This is a genomic window from Streptomyces spinoverrucosus, assembly GCF_015712165.1.
In the GTDB taxonomy this organism is placed as follows: domain Bacteria; phylum Actinomycetota; class Actinomycetes; order Streptomycetales; family Streptomycetaceae; genus Streptomyces; species Streptomyces spinoverrucosus_A.
Genome location: NZ_JADPZX010000001.1, coordinates 5959722 through 5978967, shown reverse-complemented (window position 1 = coordinate 5978967; position 19246 = coordinate 5959722). Strand labels below are relative to the sequence as shown.

At 71.0% G+C, this 19246-nt stretch carries 17 protein-coding genes; 12 read left to right on the top strand and 5 right to left on the bottom strand.

The features are described 5' to 3' along the window. Nucleotides 1-24 precede the first annotated feature (24 nt). Entirely contained in the window at nucleotides 25-807 is a 783-nt protein-coding gene (locus I2W78_RS27170; RefSeq protein ID WP_196462874.1) for a sulfite exporter TauE/SafE family protein, read from the bottom strand. Between the two features lie 212 nt (nucleotides 808-1019). On the opposite strand from I2W78_RS27170, the gene I2W78_RS27165 reads away from it, so the two are divergent. From I2W78_RS27165 to nirD, 3 genes are read left to right on the top strand one after another with little or no spacing between them, the layout of a single operon-like run. Beyond that, nucleotides 1020-2240, top strand: coding sequence for an NAD(P)/FAD-dependent oxidoreductase (locus I2W78_RS27165; RefSeq protein ID WP_196462873.1), 1221 nt, complete (start codon nucleotides 1020-1022; stop codon nucleotides 2238-2240). Beyond that, nucleotides 2241-4838: a nitrite reductase large subunit NirB gene (gene nirB / locus I2W78_RS27160; RefSeq protein ID WP_196462872.1), complete on the top strand. Its 2598-nt coding sequence runs from the start codon at nucleotides 2241-2243 to the stop codon at nucleotides 4836-4838. After that, entirely contained in the window at nucleotides 4835-5185 is a 351-nt protein-coding gene (gene nirD, locus I2W78_RS27155) for a nitrite reductase small subunit NirD (protein ID WP_196462871.1), read from the top strand. Before nirB ends, nirD begins: the two co-directional genes overlap by 4 nt. 53 nt (nucleotides 5186-5238) lie before the next feature. On the opposite strand, the gene I2W78_RS27150 is transcribed toward nirD, so the two are convergent. Both I2W78_RS27150 and I2W78_RS27145 read right to left on the bottom strand, forming a co-directional pair. After that, nucleotides 5239-6918, bottom strand: coding sequence for a SulP family inorganic anion transporter (locus tag I2W78_RS27150; RefSeq protein ID WP_196462870.1), 1680 nt, complete (start codon nucleotides 6916-6918; stop codon nucleotides 5239-5241). After that, a complete protein-coding gene (locus tag I2W78_RS27145; protein ID WP_196462869.1) occupies nucleotides 6915-7538 on the bottom strand; it encodes a carbonic anhydrase in 624 nt (207 codons plus the stop codon). Before I2W78_RS27145 ends, I2W78_RS27150 begins: the two co-directional genes overlap by 4 nt. A gap of 196 nt (nucleotides 7539-7734) precedes the next feature. On the opposite strand from I2W78_RS27145, the gene I2W78_RS27140 reads away from it, so the two are divergent. From I2W78_RS27140 to I2W78_RS27120, 5 genes are all read left to right on the top strand, one after another. Further along, complete coding sequence (locus tag I2W78_RS27140) at nucleotides 7735-8418, top strand: response regulator transcription factor (RefSeq protein ID WP_196462868.1); 684 nt, start codon at nucleotides 7735-7737, stop codon at nucleotides 8416-8418. Beyond that, nucleotides 8415-9926, top strand: coding sequence for a sensor histidine kinase (locus tag I2W78_RS27135; RefSeq protein ID WP_196462867.1), 1512 nt, complete (start codon nucleotides 8415-8417; stop codon nucleotides 9924-9926). Before I2W78_RS27140 ends, I2W78_RS27135 begins: the two co-directional genes overlap by 4 nt. Nucleotides 9927-10014: 88 nt before the next feature. Then, nucleotides 10015-11175 (top strand): alkaline phosphatase PhoX, encoded by a 1161-nt coding sequence (locus I2W78_RS27130; RefSeq protein ID WP_196462866.1) that lies wholly within the window; start codon nucleotides 10015-10017, stop codon nucleotides 11173-11175. 195 nt (nucleotides 11176-11370) lie between these two features. Beyond that, nucleotides 11371-12315: an SMP-30/gluconolactonase/LRE family protein gene (locus I2W78_RS27125; protein ID WP_196462865.1), complete on the top strand. Its 945-nt coding sequence runs from the start codon at nucleotides 11371-11373 to the stop codon at nucleotides 12313-12315. Between the two features lie 34 nt (nucleotides 12316-12349). Next, nucleotides 12350-12766 carry a TIGR03668 family PPOX class F420-dependent oxidoreductase gene (locus I2W78_RS27120; RefSeq protein WP_196462864.1) on the top strand — a complete coding sequence of 139 codons (417 nt, stop codon included), beginning with the start codon at nucleotides 12350-12352 and terminating at the stop codon, nucleotides 12764-12766. Between the two features lie 5 nt (nucleotides 12767-12771). Here I2W78_RS27120 and I2W78_RS27115 read toward each other — a convergent pair whose 3' ends face one another. Further along, a complete protein-coding gene (locus I2W78_RS27115; RefSeq protein ID WP_196462863.1) occupies nucleotides 12772-13695 on the bottom strand; it encodes a hypothetical protein in 924 nt (307 codons plus the stop codon). 102 nt (nucleotides 13696-13797) lie between these two features. On the opposite strand from I2W78_RS27115, the gene I2W78_RS27110 reads away from it, so the two are divergent. From I2W78_RS27110 to I2W78_RS27095, 4 genes are all read left to right on the top strand, one after another. Further along, nucleotides 13798-14019, top strand: coding sequence for a DUF1737 domain-containing protein (locus tag I2W78_RS27110; protein WP_196462862.1), 222 nt, complete (start codon nucleotides 13798-13800; stop codon nucleotides 14017-14019). A gap of 33 nt (nucleotides 14020-14052) precedes the next feature. Continuing rightward, a complete protein-coding gene (locus I2W78_RS27105; protein ID WP_196462861.1) occupies nucleotides 14053-14718 on the top strand; it encodes a hypothetical protein in 666 nt (221 codons plus the stop codon). A gap of 64 nt (nucleotides 14719-14782) precedes the next feature. After that, on the top strand, nucleotides 14783-15325 hold the full coding sequence (locus tag I2W78_RS27100) for a VOC family protein (RefSeq protein WP_196462860.1): 543 nt from the start codon (nucleotides 14783-14785) through the stop codon (nucleotides 15323-15325). Continuing rightward, nucleotides 15318-16121 carry a MerR family transcriptional regulator gene (locus I2W78_RS27095; RefSeq protein ID WP_196464740.1) on the top strand — a complete coding sequence of 268 codons (804 nt, stop codon included), beginning with the start codon at nucleotides 15318-15320 and terminating at the stop codon, nucleotides 16119-16121. The genes I2W78_RS27100 and I2W78_RS27095 overlap by 8 nt, the downstream gene beginning before the upstream one ends. A gap of 142 nt (nucleotides 16122-16263) precedes the next feature. Here I2W78_RS27095 and ppdK read toward each other — a convergent pair whose 3' ends face one another. After that, nucleotides 16264-19011 carry a pyruvate, phosphate dikinase gene (ppdK, locus tag I2W78_RS27090; RefSeq protein ID WP_196462859.1) on the bottom strand — a complete coding sequence of 916 codons (2748 nt, stop codon included), beginning with the start codon at nucleotides 19009-19011 and terminating at the stop codon, nucleotides 16264-16266. Nucleotides 19012-19246 lie beyond the last annotated feature (235 nt).

The window sequence follows — 19246 nt, the reverse complement described above, 5'->3', positions numbered from 1 at the left end:
CGACTGACGGGCCGGGCCCCCGAGCTAGGCCACCCACTGTTCGTACGCCAGGTTCGCCACCAGCGCGAACACCACCGTCAGCAGCACGATCCGGACGAAACCGCTGCCCTTCTTCAGCGCGGTGTGCGCGCCCAGCGTGCCGCCCGCGAGGTTGAACACCGCCATCAGCGCCGCCAGTTGCCACAGCACGGTGCCCTGCCAGGCGAAGGTGACGAGGGCGCCGGCGTTGGTGCAGCAGTTGACGATCTTGGCGGTGGCGGAGGCGGTGACCAGGTCGAGATGGAGCACGGCGGTCAGGGCGAGCACCAGGAACGTACCGGTGCCGGGGCCGATCAGGCCGTCGTAGAACCCGATGCCCAGCCCGGCGAGGCCGATCGCGGCGAGGACGCGGCGGCGGGTGACCGGGCCCGGTGCCGGGGCGGTACCGAAGGCGGGCTTGAGGATCACGAAGGCGGCCACGGCGAGCAGCACCACCATGATCAACGGTTTCAGTACGTCCGTACTCATGCCGGCCGCGAAGAAGGCACCGCCGGAGGAGCCGGCGAGTGCGGCGAGGCCGATGCGGATCGCGGTGCGGACGTCGACGGGGGCCTTGCGGGCGTACGTCACGGCGGCGCCGGTCGTGCCGACGATGGCGACCGCCTTGTTGGTGCCGAGCGCGTACGCGGCCGGGGTGCCGGCGGGGAGCCCGAGCAGCAGGACGGGGAGCAGCAGCAGGCCCCCGCCCCCGACCACGGCATCGATCCAGCCGGCCGCGAGCGCGGCGAGGCAGAGGGCGGCCACCATGGCGAGGGGTATGTCGGGCATGATCGGGACCCTATCCCGGGGGCTCGGGAGCCCGAGGGCCCGTCCGCGGTGTGGTCCTCACGGCGAAGACCCGTTCGCAGGCTCCTCACAGCACCACCCGGCCGCACGCCCGCAACCCTCACACTCACCCCCCACCCCCGCTGAGGGCAGCGTTCCTCGCGGGAAACAGATGCGATGCGGTCGGGTAACACCCACCCCGCACGCTGCGATGCATGACCTCGAATAAGCGTGTGGTGGTGATCGGCGCCGGCCTCGCGGGCGTGCGGCTCGCCCGGCGGCTCGGTGAGCTCGGCACGCCCGCGCTGCTCGTCGGCGAGGAGGAGCACCGCCCGTACAACCGGGTCCTGCTCGCCGAGGTGCTGGCCGGCCGGTACCACCCGGACGTGATCGCCCTGCCGGGCCTTGCGGCCCCCGCGGAGCTGATCCGCACCCAGGTGACCGGGATCGACCGCGACGGGCGGACCGTGAGCTGCGCGGACGGCTCGGAGATCGCATACGACACGCTGGTCCTGGCCACCGGCTCCAACCCGGTACTGCCGCCCCTGCGCGGCCTGTTCACCCCCGACCACCTGCTGCCCGAGGGCGTCCACGCCTTCCGCACCATGGACGACTGCCTGGGCCTGTCCAAGGCGGTCCGGCCGGGAGTGCGCGCGGTCGTCATCGGCGGCGGGCTCCTCGGGGTCTCCGCCGCCCGCGCGCTCGCCGTGCGCGGCGTGCAGGTCGTGCTCGCCCAGCAGTCCGAGCGGCTCATGGAGCGCCAGCTCGACCCGGCCGCGTCCCAGCTGGTCAGGCGCCACCTCACCGACCTCGGCGTCGAGGTGCACACCGAGTGCCGGGTGCGGGACGTACGGGTCGTCGGCGGCGCGGTCCGCTCGGTCGAGATGGCCGACGGGTACGCCCTCGACGCCGACCTCGTGGTGCTGGCCTGCGGTGTCCGCCCCCGCGCGGGGCTCGCGCAGGCGGCCGGGCTCGCGGTCCACAAGGGCGTCCTCGTCGACGACGAGCTGCGCACCTCCGACCCGCACATCTACGCGATCGGCGACTGCGCCCAGCACGACGGCAACCTGTACGGACTCGCGACCCCCGCGCTCGACCAGGCCGACACCCTCGCCGAGCTGCTGGCCGGCAGCACCACCGCCCGCTACACCGGCACCCGCGCCCTCACCCGCCTCACCCTGGCCGGTCAGGCCCCCTTCGACCTCGCCGCGTTCGGCGAGACGGAACCCCGCCCCGGTGACGACGTCGTGCAGCTCACCGACGCCACCCGGGGCACCTACCGCAAGGTCGTCGTCCGCGACGACCGCCTGGTCGGCGGGGTCCTCGTCGGCGAACTCGGCACCGTCGGCGCGCTCGCCCGCGCCTGGGAGGGAGCAGAGCCGCTCCCCGACGACGGCCCCCTGCTCCACCTGCTCACCAACGATGGAGGCTCCTGAATGACCGCCACCCCCACGATCGTGCTCGTCGGCCACGGCATGGTCGGCCAGCGCTTCCTCGAAGCGCTCGCCGAGCGCGGCCTGACCGCCACGCACCGCGTGGTCGTGCTGTGCGAGGAGCCGCGTCCGGCGTACGACCGCGTGGCGCTCACCTCGTACTTCTCGGGCAAGACGCCCGAGGACCTGTCGATGACCGACATGGAGTTCATCAAGGACCACGGCATCGAGCTGCACGTCGGCGACCCGGCGGTCGCCGTCGACCGCGAGGCGAAGAAGGTCACCGCGAGGTCGGGTCAGGTCTTCGAGTACGACACCCTCGTCCTCGCCACCGGCTCGTATCCGTTCGTGCCGCCGGTCCCGAACAAGGACGCCACCGGCTGCTTCGTCTACCGCACGATCGAGGACCTGCTCGCGATCGAGGAGTACGCGAGGACGAAGGCCACGACCGGTGCCGTGGTCGGCGGCGGTCTGCTGGGCCTGGAGGCGGCCGGCGCCCTGAAGGGGCTGGGCGTCGAGGCGCACATCGTGGAGTTCGCGCCGCGGCTGATGCCGGTGCAGGTCGACGAGGGCGGTGGCGCGGCGCTGCTGCGCACCATCGAGGACATGGGGCTGACGGTCCACACGGGGGTGGGCACCCAGGAGATCGTGACGGACTCCGAGGGCGCCGTCACCGGTATGAAGCTGTCCGACGGTTCCGAACTCGCCACGGACATGGTGGTGTTCAGCGCCGGCGTCCGCCCCCGCGACCAGCTGGCCCGCGACTCGGGCCTGACGGTCGGCGAGCGCGGCGGCATCACCGTCGACGAGCAGTGCCGTACGGTCTCCGACCCGCACGTGTTCGCGATCGGCGAGTGCGCTCAGGCGGTGGACGGCCGGGTGTACGGCCTGGTCGCCCCCGGCTACGAGCAGGCCCAGACCGCGGCGGCGACGATCGCGGCCGACGAGGCCTCCTTCGTCGGCGCCGACCTGTCCACCAAGCTGAAGCTGCTCGGCGTGGACGTGGCGTCCTTCGGTGACGCGCACGGCACGGCCGAGGACTGTCTGGACGTCGTCTACTCCGACTCCCGCGCGGGCCTGTACAAGAAGCTGGTCATCGGCCGCGACGGCACGCTGCTCGGCGGCATCCTGGTCGGCGACGCGGAGGCGTACGGCACGCTCAAGGCCTTCACCGGCTCGGTCCCGCCGGTCTCGCCCGAGTCGCTGGTGCTGCCGGCCGGCGCCGGAGCGCCCGCCCAGCTCGGCCCGGCCGCGCTGCCGGACGACGCGATCATCTGCTCCTGCAACAACGTCCGCAAGGGCACCATCCGCGGGGCGGTCACCGAGCACAAGTGCACCACCGTGCCCGAGGTGAAGAAGTGCACCAAGGCCGGTACGACGTGCGGCAGTTGCGTCAAGGTCCTCGGCCAGCTGGTCTCCGCCGAGCTGGAGGCGTCCGGCGTCGAGGTCGACAAGGGCCTGTGCGGCTGCTTCGGGCAGACCCGCGAGGAGCTGTACGAGATCGTCCTGGCCCTGCGCATCACCTCGTACCAGGACCTGCTGGACCGCTACGGCCGTGAGGGCGCCCGGGGTGGCGACGGCTGCGAGATCTGCAAGCCCACGGTCGCCTCGATCATCGCCTCCCTCGCCCCGACGATCGGCGCGAACGGCTACGTCCTGGACGGCGAGCAGGCGTCCCTTCAGGACACCAACGACCACTTCCTGGCCAACCTGCAGAAGAACGGCTCGTACTCCGTCGTCCCGCGCGTCCCCGGCGGTGAGATCGCCCCGGAGAAGCTGATCGTGATCGGCGAGATCGCCCGCGACTTCGGCCTCTACACGAAGATCACCGGCGGCCAGCGGATCGACATGTTCGGCGCCCGCGTCGAGCAACTGCCGCTGATCTGGACCCGCCTGGTGGACGCCGGTTTCGAGTCCGGGCACGCGTACGGCAAGTCGCTGCGCACGGTGAAGTCCTGTGTGGGCCAGACCTGGTGCCGCTACGGCGTCCAGGACTCCGTCCGCATGGCGATCGACCTGGAGCTGCGCTACCGGGGCCTGCGCTCCCCGCACAAGCTGAAGTCGGCGGTCTCCGGCTGCGCCCGTGAGTGCGCGGAGGCCCAGTCGAAGGACTTCGGCGTGATCGCCACGTCGAACGGCTGGAACCTGTACGTCGCCGGCAACGGCGGGGCGACCCCGCGCCACGCGGACCTGCTGGCCCAGGACCTCAGCGATGCCGAGCTCATCCGCCTGATCGACCGCTTCCTGATGTTCTACATCCGCACGGCCGACCGCCTGGAGCGCACGTCGACCTGGCTGGAGCGGATCCCGGGCGGCCTGGACCACGTACGGGACGTGGTGGTCCACGACTCCCTCGGCATCTGCGAGGAGTTGGAGAGCCTGATGGCCGCCCATGTCTCGAACTACCGGGACGAGTGGGCGGAGACCATCAACGACCCCGAGAAGCTGGCCCGGTTCGTCTCCTTCGTCAACGCGCCCGACACCCCCGACCCGGTGGTCGGCTTCGTCCCCGAGCGCGAACAGATGAAGCCGGACCTGCCGCTGCTGTCGATCGGCCTGCGTCCCACCGAAGACGTTCTGGAAGGAAGCGCCCAGCGATGACCCTGGCACCCGAGACGACCGACCTGAAGGTCCAGATCCGGCTGGCGGACGACTGGTTCACGGTCTGCGACCTGACCCGGCTGCTGCCGGGCCGCGGCGTGGCGGCCCTGCTGCCGGACGGCCGCCAGGTGGCCGTGTTCCGTGACCGCAACGGCGAGTTGTACGCCGTGGACAACCGCGATCCGTTCAGCGGCGCGGGGGTTCTCTCCCGCGGCCTGACCGGCACCCACCAGGGCAGCCCCTTCGTCGCCTCCCCGCTTCTGAAGCAGCGCTTCGACCTGGTCTCCGGGCAGTGCCTGGACGACGAGGCGGTGCGGGTGACGACGTACGAGGTACGGGCGGCCTGAAAGGTCTTCGCGAGGTCCGGTGCGCAGGGTGCACCGGACCTCGCGTACGTGCGTCAACCGGACGTCGGGCTGGACGAGTTCCCGGCGAGTGGTGGGCTCGTGTCCAGGTAGAACCATTCGGCGGTGGGGCCGGGGGCGGGGTGGGGGTCGTCGGTCAGGTCGGGCACCTTCGCGTCCGGCACCTTCGCATCCGGCACCTTCTCCTGGGGCGCCTTCGCCCTCGCTCCCGCCCCCGTCAGGTCCGGCATCAGCAGCTCCACCCGTAGGCCGGCCCCCCGCTGCTGTGCCACGAACTCGTCGATCTGGGTGCGGCAGGCGTGGTCGAGGTGGGTGACGCCGAGCAGGTCGAGCCGGATGCGGGGCCTGCCCGCGGCGGCGGCCTGCTCCAGGGCCTCGATCAGGCGCGGCAGCCGCAGGAACGTCGCGTTGCCGGCCACCACGACCTTCGCGGTGTCGTCCTCGACGTGCTGCCGTACGACCGCCTGGGACATCCGCAGCGCGGCGAGCACCACCCCGGCCGCGAGACCGACGAGCACGCCTTCCAGCAGCGCCGTGGCCGTGATCACCAGTGTCGTGAGGGTCATGACGGCGAACTCGCCCCGGTCCTGCCGCCACATCTTGGGGAACTCCCCCGGCGCGAGCAGCTTCCACCCGCTGTGCACGAGCACCCCGGCGAGCACCGAGATCGGGATCAGCGCGAGGACCTGGGGCAGCAGGAGCGCGAAGGCGAGCAGCCACAGGCCGTGCAGGGTGCGGGAGATGCGCGTCTTCGCCCCGGCCTGGACGTTCGCCGAGCTGCGGGCGACGACCGCCGTGACGGGGAGCGCCCCGAGGATGCCGGCCACCGTGTTGCCCGCGCCCTGGGCGATGAGCTCGGTGTTGTAGCGGGTGCGTGGACCGGTGTGCATACGGTCCACGGCCGCCGCGGTGAACAGGCTCTCCGCCGAGGCGATCACCGTGAACGTGAGGATCGCGCCGATGATCCCGGCGTCGGCGAGCCCCGCGAACTGCTCCGGCCCCGGTACGTCGACGGCGTCCGCGAGGTCGCCGACCTGGAGCGTCTTCACGTCCACGCCGGGCAGCGCGGCGACCGCGATGCCGATGCCGACGGCGACGAGCGCGGCCGGGATCTTCTTCACCGGCCCCGGCGCCTTCTTCCAGACGAAGCTCAGCACGATCGTGACGACACCGAGCCCGGCCGCGATCAACGCCTGCGGGTCGGCGACGACATCCGCCGCCCACGCCGGAACACCGGCGATGTTCTCGAACGGCTTGCCCGGCGCCTTGGCGTCGGCCATCGGATACAGCTGACTGAACATCAGCGGCAGCCCGATGCCGGCGAGCATTCCCTGTACGACGGCCAGCGAGATCGCCTGGAACATCCGGCCGAGCTTCACCAGCCCCAGCACGATCTGCAGAAGGCCCGAGAAGAGGACGATCACCCCGAGCATCGCGACGCCGTGTTCCAGCACGGTCTCCGCGACGAGCGCGGCGAGCCCGGCGGCCGGCCCGCTGACCTGCAGGGTGCTGCCCCGCGCGGCCCCGACGACCAGTCCGCCGACGACCCCGGAGATGATCCCCAGCTCGGCCGGCACCCCCGAGGCGACCGCGACGCCGATGCACAGGGGCAGGGCGACCAGGAAGACGACGAGGGAGGCGGTGATCTCGGTGCCGAGGTCCGTCTTCCCCGCGGTACGGGGGGCCGCCGCCCGCCGGGCGTGCGCCCCGCTCATGACCCGTGCACCCGGAACCGGCCGTCCTCGTCCAGTTCGTGGACCGTGCCGGTGTCGATCTCGTAGTACCAGCCGTGCAGCCGCAGCCGCCCCTCGTCGAGCAGCCGCCGGACGACCGGATAGCCGTGCAGGACGTCGAGTTGGTTGCGCACGTTGAGCTGCACGACCTCGCGCAACGCGAAGTCCCCGGTCGCCCCGGCGTCCCCGAGCGCCGGCTCCAGCCCCGGCCGGGCGTGGTCGAGCCAGGCGTCCACCTGCGGCAACCCGGACAGGTCGGCGCCGTGTGTGATCGCGCCCATGGCACCGCAGTGGGAATGGCCACACACCACGACGTCCTGAACGCCGAGCACCTGCAGCGCGTATTCGATGGTGGCGGCCTCTCCGGAGGCGGCCGAATGCTGCCCGTGCTCGCCGTGCGGCGGCACAATATTGCCCGCATTTCGCAGCTCGAATATCTCGCCGGGCCGTGCGCCGGTGATCAGCGCGGGAATCACCCGGGAGTCCGAGCAGGTAATGAACAAGGCCTCGGGAAATTGCCCGACGGCCAGTTTCCGGTATTCGTCGCCCTCGAAGTCGACCCGCCGCCTGAACGACCGGGCACGGTCCAGCAACGCCTTCATTCTGCCTCCTGCCATGGGTTCCGACCTGGAGCTGCGACCGTAGGGGAGCGATGTACAGAGGAAGGTTAGGAAAACACTAAGGCCCCGAATACAAGCGGTTTCTGAGGGCCATTTCACAAAGCCTCGAATCGCCGTCGCCGAGTGTGCATTCTCTTGTAGCGTGTCGCGAAACCTTCAATTCGAGAGACAGGACGCCATGGGCGTACGAGTGCTGCTCATCGAGGACGACGAGACGATTGCCGAACCGCTCGCCGACGGACTGCGGCACTTCGGTCTGACGGTCCACCGTGTCGCCACCGGCGCCGAGGGGCTGGCGGGGCCGTACGGCGACGTCGTGCTGCTGGACCTCGGCCTGCCCGACATCGACGGCATCGACGTCTGCCGGGGCATCCGCCAGGCCTGCGACGTGCCCGTCATCATCCTCAGCGCGCGCGGTGAGGAGGCCGACCGGGTGCTGGGCCTGGAGCTGGGCGCCGACGACTATCTGGCGAAACCGTTCAGCGTACGGGAGTTGGTGGCCCGCATCCGGGCGGTGCTCCGGCGTCACACCCCGCAGTCGGGCGACCAGGAACCGTCGTACGACGTCGGCCCGCTGGTCGTGGACCGGCGGACCCGGCAGGTGTGGGTCGGCGAGGAGCCGGTCACGCTGACGCCGAAGGAGTTCGAACTGCTGGCGCTGCTCTCCGAGGACGCCGGGGCGGTGTACTCGCGGCAGCAGATCCTCAACCGGGTCTGGGACGAGCACTACGACGGCCCGACCAAGACGCTGGACGTGCATGTGGCCACCCTGCGCCGCAAGCTCGGCCACCCGGCGTGGATCCAGACCCTGCGGGGCGTCGGCTTCCGTCTCGCCGTGAATCCCGCCGACGGTTCCTCATGACCCGCCGTCTGCTGCTGAGTTATCTGAGCCTCGCCGCCCTTGTCCTGGTCGGCCTGGAGATCCCGCTGGGGTTCGTCTACTCACGGGCGGAGCGGGAGCGCATCGTCAACTCCGCGAAGGACGAGGTGGACGCGGTGGCCGCGTTCGCCGAGCTGTCGCTGGCGGCCCGGCGCCGCGCCGAACTCGTCGAACGGACCGAGCGGTGCGCCGAGCGCATCGGCGGGCAGGTCGTCGTGCTGGACGCGGACGGCACCCTGCTGGCGGCCTCGCCCCGGCTGTCGTACCGGGAGGAACGCGCCCTGGCCGACAGCCCCGAGGTCGCCGCCGCCCTGCGCGGCCGGGACGGCACGGACGTCCACGCGACCACGATCGGCGGGGTGCACCACCTGTCCGTGGCGGCCCCCGTCGGACAGCCGGCGGCACAGGGCGCCGTACGCATCACGCTCCCGACGGACGCGGTGCACGCGCGCGTGCACCGGGTGTGGCTGCTGCTGGCCTTCGTGGGCCTGGCCGTCCTCACCTGGGTCGCGGCCGTGGCCTTCGCGTTCGCGCGCTGGGCCGGCCGTCCCATCCGGCGGTTGGAGGAGGCGGCGCACCGGCTGGCGGACGGCGGCGTCTCCGCCGGCGTGCCGGTCACCTCGGGACCGCCGGAGGTACGCAGCCTGGCCGCCGCCTTCAACCGCACCGCGGCCCGCCTCGAACATCTCCTGGCCTCCCAGCGCGCGTTCGCGGGCGAGGCGTCCCACCAGCTGAAGACCCCACTGGCCGCCCTCCGCCTGCGCCTGGAGAACCTCGAACCCGCCGTGGCCCGCCGCGCCCGGCCGGGCCTGGCCGCCGCCGTCACCGAGACCGACCGGCTGGCCCGCATGGTGGAGGGCCTGCTGGCGATGGCCCGCCTGGAGGAGGACGCGACCCTGCCCGGTCCGGTCGACGTGGGCGAGGTGTGCGCGGAACGGCACCGCACCTGGCAGCCGCTGTTCGCCCGCGAGGACGTCTCGCTGGTCCTCTTCGCCGGCAGTGTCGGCCCGGTCCTCGCGCTCCCCGGAGCCGTCGAACAGATCCTGGACAACCTCCTGTCCAACGCCCTGCGGGCCTCCCCCGCCGGCAGCACGGTCACGATGGAGCTACGGCTGGTGGTCCCGACCCGCCGCCCCCTGCGCGACAGCCGACCCAGCTGGGTCGACCTCCATGTCACCGACGAGGGCCCGGGTATGACGGCGGAGCAGCGCGCCCGCGCCTTCGACCGCTTCTGGCGCGCACCGGGTGCCCCCAAGGGCGGCACGGGCCTCGGCCTGTCCCTGGTCCAGCGCCTGGCCCACGCGAGCGGCGGCGAGGTCACCCTGCGCCCCGCGGCCACGGGCGGCCTGGACGCGGTGGTCCGCCTGCCGTCGGCGGAGTCGCCGGGTGAGGTGCGGGAGAGCGGCTCCGCCGGCTCGGGAAGGCGTGAGCGAGGGGTGCCGACGGGTGAGGGGAGCTCTGGACGCCGACGCGTCACGACCTGTCCATGACCCGTCAACCACGCTCCCCTAGGGTCCTGCCGCACGACCCCCGCCGCGGCCCGGCGGCGGGGCGGTCACGACCCCTCTTGGAGAGATCGTGGAACGTCGTACCCTCCTCCGCGCGGCCGTGCTCGGCGGCTCGTCGGCCGTCCTCGGCGGAACCCTGTGGCGCGGCGCCGCCTACGCGGCTCCCGCCCAGCCCGGCACCGGCCCCTACGGACCCCTCGGCTCCCCCGACGCCAACGGCATCAGACTCCCCAGCGGCTTCACCAGCCGGGTGATCGCCCGCTCCGGCCAGACGGTGCCCGGCACGTCGTACACCTGGCACAACGCCCCCGACGGCGGCGCCTGCTACGCCGACGGCAGCGGCTGGATCTACGTCTCCAACTCGGAGATCAACCCCGGCGGCGGGGTGAGCGCGGTCAAGTTCTCCTCGACCGGCGCGATCACCGCCGCCTACCGCATCCTCTCCAACACCCGCACCAACTGCGCGGGCGGCAAGACCCCGTGGAACACCTGGCTGTCCTGCGAGGAGGTGTCCCGCGGCTACGTCTACGAGACGGACCCGTGGGGCACGAAGGCGGCGATCCGCCGCGACGCGATGGGCCGCTTCAAGCACGAGGCTGCGGCCGCCGACCCGGTGCGCAAGGTGATCTACCTGACCGAGGACGAGACGAACGGCCGCTTCTACCGCTTCGTCCCGACGACGTGGGGCGACCTGTCCTCCGGCACGCTCCAGGTCATGATGGCCGGATCCGCCACGTCGGGCTCGTTCACCTGGGCGAACGTGCCCGACCCCGACGGCTCCCCGACGACCACCCGCACCCAGGTCTCGGGCTCGAAGTCCTTCAACGGCGGCGAGGGCTGCCACTACGCCGACGACAAGGTGTGGTTCACGACGAAGGGCGACAACCGCGTCTGGCAGGTCAACCTGACGTCGAACACCTACGAGCTGGCCTACGACGACTCCCTCGTCACCTCCGGCACGGCCCCCCTCACCGGCGTCGACAACATCACCGGCTCCGCCTCCGGTGACCTGTTCGTCGCGGAGGACGGCGGCAACATGGAGATCTGCGTGATCACACCGGACGACGTGATCGCCCCGTTCCTGCGCATCGACGGCCAGTCCGGCTCGGAGATCACCGGCCCGGCGTTCTCCCCCGACGGCCGGCGCCTGTACTTCTCCAGCCAGCGGGGCACGAGCGGCAGCTCGTCCGGCGGCATCACGTACGAGGTGACGGGCCCGTTCCGGTCGTAGCGCCCCCGGTGAGGCTGGTTTGAGATGTCGGTGGGACGCGAGGACGCTTGAAGGCGGACGCCTGAAGGCAGCGGCCCAGCCAGTCGCTGTCGAGTTCCTGTCGAGTTCGCCGAGTCGGTCGAGCCCGCCGGGAACGTGGAGTTTCATCGAGTCCCACCGACCCTTCATGCCCCACCTTCCACGGAGGCACGAACCATGACTCGGAACCACCCCCAGCCGTCCCGGCGCGCCGTGCTCGGCGGTGCGGCCGCCGCAGCGCTCACGGTGGCCGCCGGAACCGGCACGGCGCGGGCCGGCACGAAGACCACCTGGCCGACGGAGTTCCCGCTCCCCGACGGCTTCCTCCCCGAGGGCATCACCATCGGCAGCAAGCCGTACGCCTACATGGGCTCCCGCGCCAACGGCGCCATCCTCCGCACGGACCTGCGCACGGGCGAGTACGAGACCGTCCACCCCGGAACGACCGGCACGGTGTCGATCGGCCTGAAGCTGGACCGCGACGGCCTGCTGTACGTGGCCGGGGGCGGCGGCGGCACGGCTCGCGTGCACGACTCCCGCACGGGACGCCTGATACGTACGTACCAACTATCCGCCACTTCGGGCCAGTTCATCAACGACGTGATCCTGACGGGCGACCGCGCATGGTTCACGGACTCCCGCGCGGCGGTCCTCTACGGCGTCCCGCGCGACCGCGACGGCAAGGTCCGCGCCCTGCCCCTCACGGGCGACTGGACGCAGACGCCCGACGTCATCAACGCCAACGGCATCGTGGCGACCCCCGACGGCCGTGGCCTGATCGTCGTGAAGAGCACGCCGGGCGAGCTGTACCACGTATCCCTCAAGTCCGGCTCGGCCACGAAGATCACCCTCGCCGGCGCGGACTCGGTCGGGAACGGCGACGGCCTGGTCCGCATCGGCCACACCCTGTACGTCGTCCAGAACCGCCTCAACCTGATCAGCGTCTGGACCCTCTCCCGTGACCTGCGCACGGCCACCCTGACCCGCACGATCACCGACCCCCGCTTCGACGTCCCCACCACCGCGGCCCGCTACGGCGACCGCCTGTACCTGGTCAACGCCCGCTTCACCAGCCCGCAGACGCCGGAGACGACCTTCAACGGGGTGGCGGTTCCGCTCTGACACACGTCGGTCAGCCGTTGGCTACGGTGGCCTTATGAAGCTGTCGCCCCTCGACGCCAGGCAACGTTTCATCACCTCGCCCGTCGCCCGGCTGGCGACAGCCGACGCGGGCGGGGTGCCGCACGCCGTACCGGTGACCTTCGCCGTCCTCGACGACGTGCTGTACTTCGCCGTGGACCACAAGCCCAAGAGCACCTGGAACCTGCGGCGCTTGCGGAACCTCCGGGAGAACCCCTCGGTCGCGGTGCTGGTCGACCACTACGACGACGACTGGTCGGCGCTGTGGTGGGCCCGTGCCGACGGTCGGGGGGAGGTCCTGGAGGACGGGGCGGAACGCCGGCACGCCGTCGAGCTGCTGTGCGGCAGGTACGACCAGTACAGGGGCGCCCCTCCCCAGGGTCCCGCGGTCGCCGTCCGGGTCGACCGGTGGAGCGGCTGGGCGTCCGCATAGCGTGCTCATCGCCGCATCGGCAGCTCCCGCAGCCCGTCGAGCTCCCTGTCGGTCGCCGGTCTGAGCGTCGCCAGGATGCGCCGGGCTGCCGTCAGGTCGTTGTCGCTGCCCTGCAAGGTCACGGTGTAGCTCAACCCACCCCGGCGCAACCGCAGTTCCTGATGCTGATGGCCACCCTCGTACGTCAGCAGCTGTCGCCCTGCGCCGTCGTCCGTGCAGTGGATCGGTTCGCCGAAGGGGACGGGGCAGCCGCGGGCGTCGACGCGCCGGGTGTCCTGTCCCGCGCGGGCCACGGCGAGGTGGAGTCGGTCCGAGTGGGGCCGCTCGTAGTCGGCGCCGAAGCCGTCCTCGCTCGCGCCCAGAACCCGCAGTGTGTAACCCGGCGGCGGATCACCGACGCGGAGCAGGCCGCGATCCACGCCGTTGACGTTGATCCATTCGTCAAGGGTGGGCGGCTGCGAGGCGGCCCAGGCGCCATACGCTCCCCCGACGGCGAGGACGACCGCCGCGCCGAGAGCGCCCAGCCTGACCCGGATACCGGGGAGAAAGAGCGCGGCGGCGAGGGCGTAACAGGCGCCGCCGGCCGGATGGAGCAGCAGACCGCTCTCCAGGCGATTGATCTGGAAGTTCACCACGACCACCCCGAACGCGCCGACCGTACCGAGCGCGTACACACTCACCGCCCACGTCCACAGGCCGCGCCTTCGACGCGTGAGCGGCACGACCGCGCGAGCGCCGGCCCCAACACCCGCGAACGCGGCCACCCCCAGAGCCGCCACACCGGCACCGACGGCGGCGACCGGAGCCACCCCACCGACGAAGAGAGCAACAAGCACCGCCTCCAACTGCACGCCGGTCAGCAAGCATCCAAACAGCCAGACGACTGCCAGCTGGACGACCGCGAGCCCCGCTTCCTTCGTCTGCGTCACTCCCACGATCACGCGGGCGAACGGCCCGCGGTTCCTTGACCGAGGCAGAGGCGTGCCGGGACCTCGTAGTCAGCGCGAAACCGGCCTGAGATTCTTTCTTTCATGAGCACACCACCGGACGGATTGCCCGTCTACCGAGTCCTGACCGGCCCCGACGACGCCGCGTTCTGCCGGCGTGTCAGCGAGGCGATCGGCCTTGGCTACGAACTGCACGCCGGTCCTTCTGTCACCTTCAACGGCGAGAACGTCATCGTTGCCCAGGCGCTGATCTGGCCGGTACGACCGCCTGGCGGCGCAACCGTCGGCACCGCCAGTGCGTCGTGATCACCGATCAGTGATCCCATGAGGGGGGCATCCGTGCGCGCAGACAGACGCTGGGCCAGATTCGCCGTCGCCACCGCGGGGGCGGTGATTCTCTGCACCACCGCCTGCGAGGGGCCGTCAGCCCTGGCGGACGGCGACAAGGACACGTCCTCGCCCGGAACGTCGGAGCAGGCAGCGCCGAACCCCGGCTTCGCGGCCTTCCGAGCCAAGCCCTGCCCGAAGCCCGGCGAAGCCGACAAGACCAACGGCCACCTGATCACCACGGTCGCCGGCCCGAGCGAAGGCGCCGCAGTCCGCCCCGGCGGCGAACCGCAGACCGTCCTCGTCAAGCTCTGCAACACCACGGACCAGGCACTCCGCGACATCGCCCTCTCCGCCCAGGTCGAGCTGAACTACGCACGCGAGCAGCCGCCCAAGCTGACGGTGGAGCGGCGGGAGGCTCCCGACGGCGACTGGCAGCCCGTCGAACTGGTGGTCGCCAACGACTTCCAGCCGCTGACCGGCGCCTCCGGCGCGCAGGACCTGCCCGCCAACGGCACCCGCATCGTGGAGTACCGGATCAGCGCCGCCGACGACGCGCCCGCGGGCCAGGGATGGCTCAGCGTCCATGCCGTCCGGGCCAACGGGGACCCCTTCGAGGTGGGGGACACACGGGGCGGCGGCAGCGGCGGATTCCCGCTCAGCACCGTCCGTGAGTGAACCACGCTGCACGTGACAGACCCGGCTTGACCCTCACGTCGCGTGAGGCCGGAGGGTGGGGTGCATGAGCGACTACTACAACGCGTTCGAGATGAGCCCCGTGCCGCCCCCCGGCCCGGACGCGGTTCCGCCGGAGCCGTTCCGTGGCATCTACGGAATGCCCGCGTTCGTGACGATCCCCACGAACGATCTGGCGGCGTCGGTGGACTTCTGGACTCGCGGGCTCGGGTTCATCGAGCTGTTCAGCATCCCCGGCACGCTGGTACATCTGCGCCGGTGGGCGTTCCAGGACGTACTCCTCGTCTCGGCGGCGAGCGTTCCGGAGCAGCCACCGGCGATGAGCTTCAGTTTCGCGTGCGTGCTCAGCCAGGTCGATGACCTTGCCGAGGCCTGTCGTGCGCTGCGCCCGGACTCGGTCGACGGTCCACGGGACACCCCCTGGACCACCCGCGATGTGGAGGTGATCACCCCCGAGAACGCGCGGATCGTCCTCACCGCGGCGAAGCCCTTCGATCCGGCCAGTCAGGAGGCGCGGAACCTTGCGGCCGTCGGGATCACCCCACCGGGCATCCGTCGCGGCGACGGCGACAATGAGGAGCATGCTTGATGCCACTGACGCCGATGGCCTGACCGTCGGTCAGGTCTCGACGCGCTTGGGCGTGACAGTCCGCGCGCTGCACCACTGGGACGAGATCGGGCTGGCGCGACCGTCGCTGCGCACGGCTGCCGGATACCGGCTCTACACGGCCGGTGACCTGGAACGCCTGCACCGCATCGTCGTCTACCGCGAGCTCGGTCTCGGCCTGGACAGGATTCGGGTCGTCCTGGACGACTCGACCGCGGACGTGCCCGGCGCATTGCGCGCGCAGCGCAAACAGGTTGCTGAACGGATCGACCGCCTCCAGCAGCTCGGCGCCGGACTGGATCGGATGATCGACGCCCACGAGCACGGCCTGCTGCTGACCGTCGAGCAGCAGGCCTCGATCTTCGGCCCCCAGTGGAACCCGGACTGGCCCGCCCAGGCCCGTCAGCGCCACGGAGAGACGACGCAATGGCTGCAGTACGCCGAACGCTCGGCCTCTCGCGGTCCGGAGGAATGGCAGGCCGTCGCCGACGCCATGACCGGCCTCGAACGCGACCTCGGGGAGGCGATGGACGCCGGGGTCACACCTGGTAGCCCGGAAGCGAATCACCTCGTCGAGCGGCACCGCGAAGTCTTCGCTTCGTACTTTCCGCTCACCAGGCAGATGCAGGTCTGTCTCGGCCGCATGTTTGAGGCCGACCCGGGATTCGCCGCCCACTACGACGGCATCCGCGCCGGCCTCGCCACGTGGTTCCGTCGCATCATCGACGCCGACGCACGCGCCCACGGCATCGACCCCGACATCGCGACCTGGCAGTAGAGCACGGTGCAGAGCTGAGAAGGCTCCGCGCACGCGAAGAGGGCGGCACCCCCGCACAGGGTTCCGCCCTCTTCTTTGGTGCTCCGGAACCGCCGCCGGATCGTGAGGGTCGGGGATCAACGGCGGTTCCGGGGTCCTCGCGTCAGCGGTGGTCGCTGCCCGCCGACTGCGACGCCGCGCGGCCCGCCTCCAGGCGCGCCACCGGGATCCGGAACGGCGAGCAGGAGACGTAGTCCAGCCCCACCTCGTGGAAGAAGTGGACGGACTCCGGGTCACCGCCGTGCTCGCCGCAGACGCCGAGCTTCAGGTCGGGGCGGGTCTCGCGGCCCGCCTTCGCCGCCGCGGCGACCAGCGAGCCGACGCCGTCCTTGTCGATCGTCTCGAACGGGGAGACGCCGAAGATGCCCTTCTCCAGGTACGCCGTGAAGAACGAGGCCTCCACGTCGTCCCGGCTGAAGCCCCACACCGTCTGCGTGAGGTCGTTCGTGCCGAAGGAGAAGAACTCGGCGGCCTCGGCGATCTGACCGGCGGTCAGCGCGGCGCGCGGGAGCTCGATCATCGTGCCGATCGACAGCTTGAGCGACGTACCGGTCGCGGCCTCGACCTCCGCGACCACCGCGTCGGCCTCCTCGCGGACGATTTCCAGCTCCTGGACCGTGCCGACGAGCGGGATCATGATCTCGGCGCGCGGGTCGCCCTTGGCGTTCTTGCGCTCGGCGGCGGCCTCGGCGATCGCGCGGACCTGCATCGTGAACAGGCCCGGGATCACCAGGCCCAGGCGCACGCCGCGCAGGCCCAGCATCGGGTTCTGCTCGTGCAGCCGGTGCACCGCCTGGAGCAGACGCAGTTCGTTCTCGTGCGGCTCCTGGCGGGACTCCGCCAGCGCGACGCGGACCGAGAGTTCCGTGATGTCGGGGAGGAACTCGTGCAGCGGCGGGTCCAGCAGACGGATCGTCACCGGCAGGCCGTCCATCGCCGAGAACAGCTCCACGAAGTCCTGCTTCTGGAGCGGGAGCAGCGCCTTCAGGCTCTCCTCGCGCTCGTCCGCCGTGTCCGCCAGGATGAGGCGCTCGACCAGCTCACGGCGGTCACCGAGGAACATGTGCTCCGTACGGCACAGCCCGATGCCCTGCGCGCCGAAGCGACGGGCGCGCAGCGCGTCCTCGGCGTTGTCCGCGTTGGCGCGCACCCGCAGCCGGCGCTTGCGGTCGGCGAACGCCATGATCCGGTGCACGGCCTCGACCAGTTCGTCGGCGTCCTGGGCGCCCGCGTGCATCCGACCCTCGAAGTACTCGACGACGGGAGACGGGACGACCGGGACCTCGCCCAGGTAGACCTTGCCGGACGACCCGTCGATCGAGATCAGGTCGCCCTCCTCCACCACATGCCCGCCCGGCACGGTCATCCGGCGGCGCTTGGTGTCGACCTCCAGCTCCTCGGCACCGCAGACACAGGTCTTGCCCATGCCGCGCGCGACGACGGCCGCGTGCGAGGTCTTGCCGCCGCGCGAGGTCAGGATGCCCTCGGCCGCGATCATGCCGTCCAGGTCGTCGGGGTTGGTCTCACGCCGTACGAGAATCACCTTCTCGCCCGAACGCGACCACTTCACCGCGGTGTACGAGTCGAAGACCGCCTTGCCGACCGCCGCACCCGGCGACGCCGCGATGCCCCGGCCGACCTGCTCGACCTTCGCCTCCTCGTCGAACTTCGGGAACATCAGCTGGGCGAGCTGGGCGCCGGTCACGCGCTGCAGGGCCTCGGCCTCGTCGATCAGGCCCTGGTCGACGAGCTGCGTGGCGATACGGAAGGCCGCGCCCGCGGTGCGCTTGCCGACGCGGGTCTGGAGCATCCAGAGCTGGCCGCGCTCGATGGTGAACTCGATGTCGCAGAGATCCTTGTAGTGGTTCTCCAGCGTCTCCATGATCTGCATCAGCTGGTCGTACGACTTCTTGTCGATCGACTCCAGCTCCGCCAGCGGGACCGTGTTGCGGATGCCCGCGACGACGTCCTCGCCCTGGGCGTTCTGGAGGTAGTCGCCGTAGACGCCCTGGTGGCCGGAGGCGGGGTCGCGGGTGAAGGCGACGCCCGTGCCGGAGTCGGGGCCGAGGTTGCCGAAGACCATCGAGCAGACGTTGACGGCCGTACCCAGATCGCCGGGGATGCGCTCCTGGCGGCGGTACAGCTTGGCGCGGTCGCCGTTCCAGGAGTCGAAGACCGCCTTGATGGCGAGGTCCATCTGCTCGCGCGGGTCCTGCGGGAAGTCCCGGCCGGCCTCCTTCTTGACGATCTTCTTGAAGGCGGTGACCAGCTTCTTCAGGTCGGCGGCCTCCAGCTCGGTGTCGACCGTGACCTTCTTGGCCTCCTTGGCCTTCTCCAGCGCCTCCTCGAAGAGGTCGCCGTCGACGCCGAGGACGGTCTTGCCGAACATCTGGATGAGGCGGCGGTACGAGTCCCAGGCGAACCGGTCGTCGCCGGCCTGCTTGGCCAGGCCCTGCACGGACTTGTCCGAGAGACCGATGTTGAGGACGGTGTCCATCATGCCGGGCATGGAGAACTTGGCGCCCGAGCGGACCGACACGAGGAGGGGGTCGTCGGCCTGACCGAGCTTCTTGCCCATCTTCTGCTCCAGCGCGTCGAGGTGCGCACTCACCTCGTCACGCAGTGCCGCGGGCTCCTCACCACTGTCGAGGTAGACCTTGCAGGCCTCGGTGGTGATGGTGAAGCCCGGAGGGACGGGAAGGCCCAGGTTGGTCATCTCGGCGAGGTTCGCGCCCTTGCCACCGAGGAGGTCCTTGAGGTCCTTGTTGCCCTCGGTGAAGTCGTAAACGAACTTCACGCCCTCAACGCTCTTGCCGGATCCGGCTACCTGGGGATCTTTGTTTTCCGACACGGGTCTCGACTCCTCGAGGACGCGGTGGCTGCCCTGACGGCGAGGAACATACCCAGATCAAAGGCGCCTGGGTACGTCTACTTGTGCGTCATGCGCCTGTAACCACTCGTCCGCCACCGGATCGAAAGTCAAGGCTTGGTAAGCGGTGACGGCCTGATGTTTTCACTTCTTGAACGCAACCTTGCCCGCAGGCCGGGCATTGCGCTCTTATGAGCGGCATCCAGCACGTCTGATT

Excerpts from the sequence above, each read along its gene's own strand:
- I2W78_RS27165 (WP_196462873.1), top strand. The coding sequence starts at position 1,020 with ATGACCTCGAATAAGCGTGTGGTGGTGATCGGCGCCGGCCTCGCGGGC.
- nirB (WP_196462872.1), top strand. The coding sequence starts at position 2,241 with ATGACCGCCACCCCCACGATCGTGCTCGTCGGCCACGGCATGGTCGGC.
- I2W78_RS27100 (WP_196462860.1), top strand. The coding sequence starts at position 14,783 with ATGAGCGACTACTACAACGCGTTCGAGATGAGCCCCGTGCCGCCCCCC.
- nirD (WP_196462871.1), top strand. The coding sequence starts at position 4,835 with ATGACCCTGGCACCCGAGACGACCGACCTGAAGGTCCAGATCCGGCTG.
- I2W78_RS27140 (WP_196462868.1), top strand. The coding sequence starts at position 7,735 with ATGGGCGTACGAGTGCTGCTCATCGAGGACGACGAGACGATTGCCGAA.
- I2W78_RS27150 (WP_196462870.1), bottom strand. The coding sequence starts at position 6,918 with ATGAGCGGGGCGCACGCCCGGCGGGCGGCGGCCCCCCGTACCGCGGGG.
- I2W78_RS27145 (WP_196462869.1), bottom strand. The coding sequence starts at position 7,538 with ATGAAGGCGTTGCTGGACCGTGCCCGGTCGTTCAGGCGGCGGGTCGAC.
- I2W78_RS27125 (WP_196462865.1), top strand. The coding sequence starts at position 11,371 with ATGACTCGGAACCACCCCCAGCCGTCCCGGCGCGCCGTGCTCGGCGGT.
- I2W78_RS27095 (WP_196464740.1), top strand. The coding sequence starts at position 15,318 with ATGCTTGATGCCACTGACGCCGATGGCCTGACCGTCGGTCAGGTCTCG.
- I2W78_RS27170 (WP_196462874.1), bottom strand. The coding sequence starts at position 807 with ATGCCCGACATACCCCTCGCCATGGTGGCCGCCCTCTGCCTCGCCGCG.
- I2W78_RS27110 (WP_196462862.1), top strand. The coding sequence starts at position 13,798 with ATGAGCACACCACCGGACGGATTGCCCGTCTACCGAGTCCTGACCGGC.
- I2W78_RS27135 (WP_196462867.1), top strand. The coding sequence starts at position 8,415 with ATGACCCGCCGTCTGCTGCTGAGTTATCTGAGCCTCGCCGCCCTTGTC.
- I2W78_RS27120 (WP_196462864.1), top strand. The coding sequence starts at position 12,350 with ATGAAGCTGTCGCCCCTCGACGCCAGGCAACGTTTCATCACCTCGCCC.